The sequence below is a fragment of the Arthrobacter sp. CDRTa11 genome, from assembly GCF_026427775.1.
In the GTDB taxonomy this organism is placed as follows: domain Bacteria; phylum Actinomycetota; class Actinomycetes; order Actinomycetales; family Micrococcaceae; genus Arthrobacter.
In genome coordinates, this window is the sequence record NZ_CP044532.1 from 4,511,991 (window position 1) to 4,523,924 (window position 11,934).

At 63.0% G+C, this 11,934-nt stretch carries 7 protein-coding genes; all 7 read left to right on the forward strand.

The annotated features are described in order from the left end of the window. Nucleotides 1-7: 7 nt before the first annotated feature. The 7 genes from F8G81_RS20500 (at nucleotide 8) to pntB (ending at nucleotide 11,604) form a co-directional block, all read left to right on the forward strand. On the forward strand, nucleotides 8-1,603 hold the full coding sequence (locus F8G81_RS20500; protein WP_267276471.1) for a long-chain-fatty-acid--CoA ligase: 1,596 nt from the start codon (nucleotides 8-10) through the stop codon (nucleotides 1,601-1,603). Beyond that, nucleotides 1,600-3,747: a 3-hydroxyacyl-CoA dehydrogenase NAD-binding domain-containing protein gene (locus F8G81_RS20505; RefSeq protein WP_267276472.1), complete on the forward strand. Its 2,148-nt coding sequence runs from the start codon at nucleotides 1,600-1,602 to the stop codon at nucleotides 3,745-3,747. The genes F8G81_RS20500 and F8G81_RS20505 overlap by 4 nt, the downstream gene beginning before the upstream one ends. 274 nt (nucleotides 3,748-4,021) lie before the next feature. After that, nucleotides 4,022-4,561 carry a TetR/AcrR family transcriptional regulator gene (locus F8G81_RS20510; protein WP_267276473.1) on the forward strand — a complete coding sequence of 180 codons (540 nt, stop codon included), beginning with the start codon at nucleotides 4,022-4,024 and terminating at the stop codon, nucleotides 4,559-4,561. A gap of 274 nt (nucleotides 4,562-4,835) precedes the next feature. Next, nucleotides 4,836-6,179 carry an isocitrate lyase gene (gene aceA / locus F8G81_RS20515; protein ID WP_267276474.1) on the forward strand — a complete coding sequence of 448 codons (1,344 nt, stop codon included), beginning with the start codon at nucleotides 4,836-4,838 and terminating at the stop codon, nucleotides 6,177-6,179. Between the two features lie 69 nt (nucleotides 6,180-6,248). Beyond that, nucleotides 6,249-7,901, forward strand: coding sequence for a malate synthase A (gene aceB, locus F8G81_RS20520; RefSeq protein WP_267276475.1), 1,653 nt, complete (start codon nucleotides 6,249-6,251; stop codon nucleotides 7,899-7,901). A gap of 674 nt (nucleotides 7,902-8,575) precedes the next feature. Continuing rightward, nucleotides 8,576-10,129 (forward strand): Re/Si-specific NAD(P)(+) transhydrogenase subunit alpha, encoded by a 1,554-nt coding sequence (locus F8G81_RS20525; protein ID WP_267276476.1) that lies wholly within the window; start codon nucleotides 8,576-8,578, stop codon nucleotides 10,127-10,129. After that, nucleotides 10,126-11,604 carry a Re/Si-specific NAD(P)(+) transhydrogenase subunit beta gene (gene pntB, locus F8G81_RS20530; RefSeq protein ID WP_267276477.1) on the forward strand — a complete coding sequence of 493 codons (1,479 nt, stop codon included), beginning with the start codon at nucleotides 10,126-10,128 and terminating at the stop codon, nucleotides 11,602-11,604. Before F8G81_RS20525 ends, pntB begins: the two co-directional genes overlap by 4 nt. The last annotated feature ends 330 nt before the right edge of the window (nucleotides 11,605-11,934 follow it).

Consider the following 11,934-nt stretch of genomic DNA (forward strand, 5'->3'; position numbering starts at 1 on the left):
AGCCACTATGACAAACACGCTAGCCACTGACGACTTCAGCACGATCTCCCTCGCAGCCATCTTGGCCGAGTCAGCCGCCCGGAGGCCTCGGGCCACCGCCATCATCGTCGGAGACGAAAAGACCAGCTACGAGCAACTGTGGGAACAAACCCGGGCCTACGCCGGGGCGCTGCGCGCCCGCGGCGTCGGACCAGGCGACCCCGTGGCCATCCTCATCCCCAACGTGGCGGACTTCGCCCGTGTCTACTACGCCGTCCTGGCCCTCGGAGGGGTCGTGGTCCCGGTCCATGCACTGCTGAAGGCCGGTGAAATTGAGTACGCATTGCGCGACAGCGGCGCCAGGTTGCTCATCTGTGCTGCCCCCCTGCTGGGCGAGGGTGCCCCGGGCGCCGCTGCAGCCGAGGTGGAAGTGCTGACGGTGATGGCTCCGGACGCTAGTGTGTGTCCCGCCCGGCTGGAATCCGAGGCCGTCGCTGCTGACCCGATTCAAAGCTACGTCCCGCGCAAGCCGCAGGACATCGCGACCATCCTCTATACCTCCGGGACGACAGGGAAACCCAAAGGTGCCCTCGGCACGCATTTCGCTCTGATGGAACAGGTCAATGTGCTACTGAACGGCACCTTCGATCTCCGGCCCGACGATCATGTGTTTGGCGGCCTGCCGCTCTTCCACACCTTCGGCCAGACCTGCGTGCTCAACGCTGGTCTCCGCGCCGGCGCCACCATAGTCATGTGCCCAAGATTCACCGGCGGTGCGGCGTTGGAACTGCTGCACCAACACAAGATCAACGTCTTCTTCGGCGTGCCCACCATGTACGTGGCGCTACTGGAAGCAGCTAAGACCAATCCCGCCCGCCCCGACGGGCTGCGCTACTGCATCTCAGGCGGCGCTTCTCTGCCGGTAGCGGTGATGGATGAATTCCGCGAGGTCTTCGGGGCCGACATCTACGAAGGCTACGGCCTGACGGAGACCTCCCCCGTAGCTAGCTTTAACCACGTGGGCACAACGCCTCGCCCTGGCTCCATCGGAACGCCCATCTGGGGCGTTGAAATTGAAATCGCCCGACCCGAGGCCACTGACAGCATTGAACTACTGCCGCTTGATGAACTAGGCGAACTGGTGATTCGGGGGCACAACCTCTTCAGGGGCTATCTGAACCGGCCGGACGCGACAGCCGAGGCGGTCATCGACGGCTGGTTCAGGACGGGTGACCTGGGTACGAAGGACAAGGACGGCTACCTGCGCATTCTGGACCGTAAGAAGGACATGATCATTCGAAACGGCTACAACGTGTATCCGCGAGAGGTCGAAGAAGTCCTGAACCGGCATCCCGAAGTGGTCAGCGCGGCAGTCTTCGGCGTCGTACACAATTTGCATGGCCAGGAAGTCGCAGCCGCCGTCGTTACCTCGCCGGGCAGCACCGTCAGGGCCGGGAACCTGGTCGAATACGCGCGCAGCCAGCTAGCCGCCTACAAATACCCGCGGATTATCAACGTGGTGTCTGAACTGCCCTTGGGACCAAGCGGAAAAATCCTCAAACGCGTGCTCGCTGAGCACTACTCAGGCGACCTCGCTTCCGTCGCCGGAGAGGACAAGCCATGACCCCGGACGATTACCGGACTTTGATGGAGCTCTTCCCGAACGAGACAGTTTCCCATGCCCGCCTGCAGGAAATCGAACTCCCAAGATCCGGCACCTTCGCACTGATCACCCTGGACAACGGGCTTGACCGCAGACCTGCCACGCTGGGACCGAAGACGCTCATCGAACTTGGCTGCCTGCTCGACAGGCTCAAGGAACGGGCGGCGGCCGGGGACGTTTCCGCCGTCGGCCTTATTGGGACATCGGGCTATCTGGCCGCTGGCGCTGACCTTTCTGCGCTACGGACGCTTACTGATCCTGTCCCCGCCCGTCTCATGGCCCGCCTTGGCCATCAGACATTCAGGGCGCTGAGTACCCTGGGCGTGCCGACGTTTGCTTTCATCAACGGATCCGCCATAGGGGGCGGTCTCGAAGTCGCGCTGTCCGCGGACTATCGCACGGTATCCACGGCAGCTAAGGCTATCTCCCTGCCCGAGGCATACCTCGGATTGATTCCCGGCTGGGGCGGGGTTTACCAGTTGCCGCGACTGATCGGCCCCGGCAACGCGGTAAAGGTGATGGTTGAAAACGCCCTCAACAACAACCGAACGCTCGCTGGCAAAGCCGCCTTCGATCTTGGCATCGCTGACGCCATCTTCGCACCGGACAATTTCCTCCAGGAATCCCTGAACTGGGCCGAAACAATCATCGCCGACGAGGCCGCCGTTGCCGACATAGTTGCCCGACGTGCCGAAAAGGCAGCAAGTGACGACACCGACTGGGATGCCGCTCTCGCCAGTGGCCGGGCATTCATCGAGGCGAAGACCTCGAACGCCACCCCCGCGCCCGGCAAGGTCCTGGACCTGCTGGAGAAGGGCAGACACCTCACGGCAGAAGAGTCCGCCGACGCTGAGGTGGAGACCTTGGCAGCCCTCATGCAGACTCCGCATTTCCAGGACACTGTCTACGCGTTCCTCGATGTGATCCAGTCGCGCTCCAAGCAACCCGCGGGTGCCCCAGACACGCAGCTCAGCCGGCCGGTTACGAAGGTCGGCATCATTGGTGCCGGCCTGATGGCCAGCCAGCTAGCGCTGCTCTTTGTCCGCCAGCTCCAAGTGCCCGTGATCATGACGGACATTGACCAGACACGGGTGAACAATGGCGTGGCGTACGTACACACACAAATTGACAAGTTGCTCGCTCAACAGCGCATCACCGACCACGCCGCCCAACGCACTAAGGCACTAGTAACCGGTTCCGTATCCAAAGAGGCCTTTGCCGACGCCAATTTTGTCATCGAAGCCGTTTTCGAGGACATGTCCGTGAAGAAGCAGGTCTTCGCCGAGGTGGAAGCCGTCGTTTCGCCTGAATGCATCCTCGCAACCAACACTTCATCCCTGTCCGTAGCGGACATGGCCGCGGATCTGCGGCACCCCGAGCGGGTTATCGGATTCCACTTCTTCAATCCAGTGTCCGCCATGCCGTTGCTTGAAGTAGTGCGTACGCCCAAGACGAGCAACGAAGTTCTGGCCACCGCGTTTGTCCTCGCCCAGACACTGAAGAAGACCGGGGTCTTGGTCCAAGACAGCCCTGCGTTCGTCGTGAACCGTGTCCTGCTGCGCCTGATGGGTGAGGTTGTCAATGCCTTCGACGATGGCACGCCGGCGGACATGGCTGACAATGCGCTCAAACCGCTGGGGCTGCCGATGACTCCGTTCACTCTGCTGGCAATGGTGGGGATTCCGGTGGTGCAACACGTGACCAAATCGCTGCACGCCGCCTTCGGCGAACGGTTCCACGTCTCCGCCAACCTGCAGATCCTCATCGACAACGGCATCAGCTCGCTGTGGGCCAGGAACGACGACGGCGCCCTATGCGTCCCGCTTTCCACGTTGGAACTGCTCCGGTTCGGCAACACACCCAGCACCTCCAACGAACTGCTGGTCCGCGTCCAAGACGCACTGGCCCTGGAAATCGGTCTCATGCTTGATGAGGGCGTGGTCGCGGCCCCCGAGGACATCGATCTGTGCATGATTCTGGGTGCCGGCTGGCCGATGCACATGGGCGGCATCACCCCCTACCTGGACCGTGTAGGCGCCTCCCAACGAGTCAACGGGCAGACCTTCTCCAAGCGCAGACATCCCTTGACCACCAGGACCCGGTGATACCTACCGCCCTGCTCATTCCATATATTGCCGGTCCGGTCCACCGCTAGGTCCACCGGACCGGCCCTTCCGCGTTTAGGGCTGGCCTCACACACCTACCGGGTGCTCCCGAAACAGATAGAGTCCCGGCGTGGCACAGATGATGTATTGGCAGGTCCGTAAGCAGGCAGAACAGGACATCAATACGGCAACAGTCCACCGGCGACTCCCGGGAAACAAGACCAGGTGTGCCCTTGTAAATACAGCATTTGCCGACCCCCGGAGCGTTGGAGTAATGGCCAAAAAACCCGGTGCGCGGGATGCAGTTCTCGACGCCTTTGAGGAACTCCTGATTCAAGCAGGGGAGCGCTCCGCTACCTTGGACACTGTGGCCAAGCGGGCCGGGGTCTCTAAAGGAGGCCTCCTTTACCACTTCCCCAATAAATACGCGCTGATTACTGCCACGCTAGAGCGTCTGGACCGTCTGGCAAGTGAGGACCGGGGCCAAATGACATCCGCGCCAGAGGGACCGGCTGTGTACTTCATCCAGTCATCCCTCCGGTCCAACTCGCCCCTGCAACGCTCCCTCATGGCTGTAACGCGTCTTGCTGAGGGTGCAGATAAGGAGGCTCGCCGCTACTTTGTATCCACGCAGCAGCGATTGTTGGAACTGATTGGCGCAGACATTGGCGAGGAAGCGGCTAAAGCGGTCCTTTACATGGGAAACGGGCTAAATTTCAACGCCATGTGGGAAAGCGGACCCTCCTGGAACGCCGACGGCCGGCAAGGAGACGCCGAGCAACTGTTGTCCGCAGTGGAGCGGCTCAGAAGTTAACTGATACTTATCTACCATTCACGAGTCGGCCGCTCCGGCGCTCACGATGCCGAGACGTATCCGAGGGCCTATCACTCGAGCTTCCAAACGACATTTGTTGAGAATACGAGAAGAACTGCATTTCTTTCTGGTCATTTGACCTAGAAAGCCAACTGGAAGTGCTGGAAGGTGGTGTTCACGGAAAGAAGCACCGCACCGGGGGTGACCGGTCGGGACGCAAAGCAGCAGTTCCTGCCGGCGTCAAACACCCCTAGCTCAATCAAGGAGATCGATGATGACTGCATCTACGCCAAACCAGCAGACGCCCGAACAGCAGGCGGCCGAACAGCAGGCGGCCGCCCTGGAGCTTGAGTGGGCCGCCAACCCGCGCTGGGAAGGTGTGACCCGGGACTACAAGGCCGCGGATGTCGTCCGCCTCCGTGGCCGTGTCTCCGAAGAGCACACTCTGGCCCGCCGCGGCTCGGAAAAGCTGTGGAAGCAGCTGACCGAGGAGCACAAGACCGGCGGCTATACGAACGCCCTGGGCGCCCTGACCGGCAACCAGGCTGTGCAGCAGGTCAAGGCTGGCCTCCGTGCCATCTACCTCTCAGGCTGGCAGGTGGCCGCGGACGCCAACAACTCCGGCCACACCTACCCGGACCAGTCCCTCTACCCGGCCAACTCGGTACCCACAGTGGTCCGCCGCATCAACAACGCCCTGCTCCGGGCAGACCAGATCGAGTTCTCCGAGGGCATCCAGACTGTTGAGGACTGGATGGTGCCGATCGTTGCCGATGCCGAGGCAGGCTTCGGCGGGCCGCTGAACGCCTACGAGCTCATGAAATCCATGATCCAGGCCGGCGCCTCGGGTGTGCACTGGGAAGACCAGCTCGCCTCGGAGAAGAAGTGCGGCCACCTCGGCGGCAAGGTCCTGATCCCCACCCAGCAGCACGTCCGGACCCTGAACGCGGCCCGCCTGGCTGCAGACGTCGCCGGCACACCGTCGGTGGTCATCGCCCGCACCGACGCCGAGGCGGCAACCCTGATCACCTCCGACGTCGATCCCCGCGACCAGGAATTCGTCCTCCGCGAAGGGGGCCAGCCGGTTCGCACCCCGGAGGGCTTCTACAAGGTCCGCAACGGCATCGAACCCTGCATCGCCTGCGCCAAGGCCTACGCCCCGTACTCCGACCTCATCTGGATGGAAACGGGCACCCCTGACCTCGAACTGGCCCGCAAGTTCGCCGAAGCCGTCAAGGCCGACTTCCCGGACCAGATGCTCTCCTACAACTGCTCGCCGTCATTCAACTGGCGCAAGCACCTGGACGACGCCACCATCGCCAAGTTCCAGCGTGAACTCGGCGCCATGGGCTTCACGTTCCAGTTCATCACCCTGGCCGGCTTCCACGCCCTGAATTACTCGATGTTCGACCTTGCCCACGGCTACGCCCGTGAAGGCATGAGCGCCTATGTCGAGCTCCAGGAAAAGGAATTCGCCTCCGAATCCCGCGGCTACACCGCAACCAAGCACCAGCGCGAAGTCGGCACCGGCTACTTCGACGACATCGCTACCGCGCTCAACCCGAACGCATCAACCCTGGCACTGGTGGGATCCACCGAAGAAGGCCAGTTCCACTAACACCTACGACGGCCGGGCCTTCCACCTCTTGAAATGAAGTGCCCGCCGTCGCCCTCCAAGGAGAAACTCGTGAGCTACTTCACTGACATTTTGACCATCACTGGGATTACATTAACTGCCCAGCCCATACTGCGCCAGAACGAAGTCCTCACGCCGGAGGCGCTGCAATTCGTTTCAAAGCTGCACCGGGCCACCGCTGAGCGGCGGCAGGAGTTGCTGCAGGCACGTCGGACCCGGCGGGCCGAGATCGCTGCCGGGCAGGACCCGCGGTTCCTTCGGGAGACCGAGGACATCCGCAACGACCCGTCGTGGCGCGTCGCTCCGCCGGCGCCCGGGCTGGAGGACCGCCGGGTGGAGATCACCGGCCCGGTGGACAAGAAGATGACCATCAACGCGCTGAACTCCGGCGCAAAGGTCTGGCTCGCGGACATGGAAGACTCCTCCACCCCCACGTGGCGCAACGTCATCAAGGGCCAGCTGAACCTCACCGACGCCCTCGAACGACGCATCGACTACACGAGCCCCGAAGGCAAGGAATACAAGCTCCGCCCCGCCGAGGATCTGCCCACCATCGTGGTCCGGCCCCGCGGCTGGCACCTGCCCGAGAAGCACATGATCATCGACGGCGCTCCCGTGGCCGGCGGCATCGTGGACTTCGGTCTGTTCTTCTTCCACAACGCCCGCCGCCTGATCGCCCAGGGCAAAGGCCCGTACTTCTACCTGCCCAAGATCGAAAACCACCTCGAAGCCCGGCTGTGGAACGACATCTTCATCCTCGCCCAGGACCTGCTCGGCATCCCGCAGGGCACCATCCGCGCCACCGTGCTGATCGAGACCATCACCGCGGCCTTCGAGATGGAGGAGATCCTCTACGAACTGCGCGACCACGCCGCCGGCCTTAACGCCGGCCGCTGGGACTACATCTTCTCCCTGATCAAGAACTTCCGCACCCGCGGCCCCCGGTTTGTCCTGCCGGACCGCGCCCAGGTAACCATGACCCAGCCCTTCATGCGCGCCTACACCGAACAGCTGGTCCGTGCCTGCCACAAGCGCGGCGCCATGGCCATCGGCGGAATGGCCGCCGCCGTCCCCAACCGCAAGGACGAAGCAGCCAACACCAACGCGTTCGAGAAGGTCCGTGCCGACAAAACCCGCGAGGCCAACGACGGCTTCGACGGCTCCTGGGTGGCCCACCCGGACCTCGTTCCGGTCTGCCGCGAAGTGTTCGACGCCACCCTCGGCGAACGCCCCAACCAGCTGGACCGCACCCGCGAGGACGTCATCCCCGACGACCGCGCCCTCATCAACGTGGCCGCCACCACCGGGACCATCACCGAACAGGGCATCCGGAACAACATCGAGGTAGGCATCCGCTACATCGAGTCCTGGCTCCGCGGGAACGGCGCCGTCGCCATCCACAACCTCATGGAAGACGCCGCCACCGCGGAAATCTCCCGCTCCCAGCTCTGGCAGTGGATGTACGCGTCCGCCATCACCGACCGCGGCGAAATCATCACCCACCACTGGATCGAGGAACTGCTCGACGAAGAGTTCGCACGCCTGGAACGCTTCGACGGCGACCGCTTCGAAGACTCCCGCGACATCTTCGAGGAAGTCACACTCAGCCAGGACTTCCCCTCCTTCCTCACCCTCCCCGCCTACGCCCACTACCTCACCGAGGCCCGCGAAAAGGCCACCGAGGAAGAACTCGCCAGAGCCTAAAGCGGAAAGCGTCAGTCGGTCCAGCAATCCAATCGCAACAGGAGACCCGAAAGTCGGGAGCTGGGCTGACTGCGATAGGAGATGCTTGCCCCCCGTTGACGGGCAAGAATCTCCTTCTTGGCTCCGCGTACCGTTCACAAGAGCGGTACGCGGAGACTCAGTTGTGAGAGTTTCTGCGAGATTTGGAACGATCCCGACATTGCTCCCCATGAATGAAAGAACTGACATGAACTGCGAATGTACAGACTCCCTAACGCTGAAAATATGGGACCGGTCAACTATCATCGCCACACTTGACGGCATGGTCCAGAACCTTGCAGCACGGGCCGCGACCAGGACGGACAGCGTCGTGGTAAGCCGCAGTGGGCCGGATACTTTTACTGCTAGGCTCACCGGCGACCATTCCTGCAGTGATTTGCACCAAGAGGTCCCCTGCTGACGCCTGTTCTTCAGGCGGAGAGGATTGCCGGGATCTCCCCGTAAGCCGAATAACCGCTGTATACAGCATGGTGGTCGCGCGGTAGTAGGGGTTTCCATCGACCCGGGATTCTCACGGGGAATGAGCCATGGGGACCGTCAATGATGATCGGTCTTGAGAGATACGGACAGACGTCGCCCGGTGCCCGGCAACGGGATCCGTCCAGGCACATCACATCTTAGAGAAAAGGAAAAAAGTGACACGTATTGGCATTGTGGCCGAGTTGGGTCGCGAGACGAGGGTGGCGGCGACGCCTGTCACCGTGAAGCAGTTGTTGGGGTTGGGTTACGAGGTTGTGGTCGAGAAGGGTGCGGGGGAGTCCGCGTCGTTCCGTGATGAGGCTTATGCCGAAGCGGGTGCCCTGATTGTGGGCGCCGATGAGGCGTGGGGCAGCGAGGTGGTGTTGCGGATTAATCCGCCTACTGAGGATGAGATTGCCCGTCTGACCGAGGGTGCCACGTTGATCGGGTCGTTGAGTCCTGGTTTGCGGCCTGAGCTGGTGGAGGCTCTGGCTTCGCGTCCGGTCACGGCGCTGGCGTTGGATGCGGTGCCGCGGATCTCGCGGGCGCAGTCGATGGATGTGCTCAGTTCGATGGCGAACATTGCCGGGTACCGTGCCGTGATCGAGGCTGCGCACGAGTTTGGCCGGTTCTTTACCGGGCAGGTGACGGCGGCGGGCAAGGTTCCGCCGGCGAAGGTCCTGGTCGCTGGTGCCGGTGTTGCCGGGTTGGCGGCGATCGGGGCCGCGTCCAGCCTGGGCGCGATTGTCCGGGCGACGGATCCGCGGCCGGAGGTCGCCGACCAGGTGAAGTCGATCGGCGGTACCTACCTCAAGGTCGAGGTCGCCGAGGAGATGAAGTCCTCCGATGGATACGCGAAGGCGACGTCCGAGGCGTACAACGCCCGGGCCGCGGAAATTTACTCCGAGCAGGCAGCGGATGTGGACATCATCATCACCACTGCCCTGATCCCGGGGCGTCCGGCGCCGAAGCTCCTCACCGCCTCCGATGTGGCCGGCATGAAGGCTGGCAGTGTGATCGTGGACATGGCAGCGGGTCAGGGCGGGAACGTCGAAGGCTCCGTCGCCGGCGAACGCATCGTGACGGACAACGGGGTGGTGATCCTGGGCTACACGGATCTTCCGGCCCGTTTGCCGGCCCAGGCGTCCCAGCTGTACGGGACGAACATGGTGAACCTGCTCAAGCTCCTGACCCCGGACAAAGACGGTCAGCTTCGGATCGATTTCGATGACGTGGTGCAGCGCTCGGTGACGGTGGTGCGCGACGGTGAGAAGACCTGGCCGCCGCCACCGGTCCAGGTCTCAGCCGCCCCGGCGGCCCAGGCCCAGGCCACGGCTGCCGAAACCACCGCCCCGAAGAAGAAGCAAGTCCTCGGTACCGCCGGTAAAGCGGGCTTGTTTGCCGCCGGCATCGCGGCGTTGTTCCTGGTGAACGCGGTGGCTCCGGCGCCGCTGCCCCAGCACTTTACGGTGCTGATGCTCTCGATAGTGGTCGGCTTCTATGTCATCGGGAAAGTCCATCACGCCCTGCACACCCCGCTGATGTCCGTCACGAATGCGATCTCGGGGATCATCGTCGTCGGCGCGCTGCTGCAGGTCACCTCGGACAACATTGTCATGCAGGTCCTGGCCGCGGTCGCGGTGCTGCTGGCCAGCATTAACATTTTCGGCGGCTTCGCCGTCACCCGGCGCATGCTCGCCATGTTCTCGGCCGGGAAGGCACGTTCATGAGCGCGGCCACCGAAGCAGCAGTAGCAACACTTACGAGGAGCTCTACCGTGTCTGACACCGTCTCCGGTCCGTTGACCGCCGACTCCATCGCCGGCGCCGCCTACGTCGTCGCTGCCCTGCTGTTCATCCTCAGCCTCGCCGGGCTGAGCAAGCACGAGAAAGCCCGGGCCGGGGTCATCTACGGCATCACCGGCATGGTCATCGCCCTGGCAGCGACGATCTGGCTGACCCTGCAGGGCGCCTGGGGCACCGGCGCCGGCCTGACCGGGCTGGGCCTGCTGGTCGCCGCGGTGGCCGTCGGCGGCGCCATCGGGCTCTGGCGCGCCCGGGTGGTGGAGATGACCGGCATGCCCGAACTGATCGCCCTGCTGCATAGCTTCGTTGGTCTCGCCGCGGTGCTGGTTGGGTGGAACGGGCACCTCGAAGCCCCGGACCTATCCCCGGACCTGACAGCGATCCACCACGCCGAGGTGTTCATCGGCGTTTTCATTGGTGCGGTGACCTTCACCGGCTCGATCGTGGCGTTCCTGAAACTCTCCGCGAGGATGAAGTCCTCACCGTTGATGCTGCCGGGCAAGAACGCGATCAACCTCGGCGCCCTCGTCGCGTTTGTGGCTCTTACCGTCTGGTACGTCAACGACTCCCAGCTCTGGCTCCTCGTCGTCGTCACCGCCCTTGCCCTGGGGCTGGGCTGGCACCTGGTGGCCTCTATTGGAGGCGGCGACATGCCTGTGGTTGTGTCCATGCTGAACAGCTACTCCGGCTGGGCCGCCGCTGCGGCCGGGTTCCTGCTGAACAATGACCTGCTGATCATCACCGGTGCCTTGGTTGGCTCCTCGGGTGCGTACCTGTCCTACATCATGTGCAAGGCCATGAACCGGTCCTTCATCTCCGTGATCGCCGGCGGCTTCGGCATCGCCGTCCCCGCCAGCACGGGGGACGCGGATCAGGGCGAGCACCGCGAAATCACGGCCGGGGCCACCGCTGAAATGCTGACCAACGCCTCGTCCGTGGTCATCACTCCCGGCTACGGCATGGCCGTCGCGCAAGCCCAATACCCCGTCGCCGAACTCGCCCACCAGCTCCGAGAGAGGGGTGTGAATGTCAGGTTCGGCATCCACCCGGTCGCCGGGCGCCTGCCAGGGCACATGAACGTTCTCCTCGCCGAAGCGAAAGTCCCCTATGACATCGTCCTGGAAATGGACGAAATCAACGATGACCTCGGCGACACCTCCGTGGTCCTGGTCATCGGCGCTAACGACACCGTTAACCCCTCCGCCGCAGAAGACCCGGGCAGCCCCATTGCCGGGATGCCTGTCCTGCGGGTCTGGGAAGCCGAAAACGTCATCGTGTTCAAACGCTCCATGGCCGCAGGCTACGCCGGCGTCCAAAACCCACTGTTCTACCGCGACAACTCCCAAATGCTCTTCGGCGACGCCAAAACCCGCGTCGAAGACATCCTCAAAGCGTTCTGACATATGGACCACCACGATGGTTCCTGAGCAGGTCGACATCCAGCGCACAGCCAGCACTCAGGTTCAAAGATAAATATGCCGAAGGCTCTGAAGGCCCCTGTCTGCATCAGACAGGGGCCTTCAGCTTGTGCCCAGACACTTGGCGTCTGCCCGTAACAGGGAGTATGCAGTGGGGAAGCATCGACAGACTGTAAGGAGGACGATGGCCGACTTCGGCTTCTCCATTATTGCTGGAGAAGCCACACATGCGGTTTGGAACACGAGGCGGACCCATGTCTAGACAGACGCAGCGTGTCATACGAGGGCCAATTGCTCCACACGCTGCAAGGA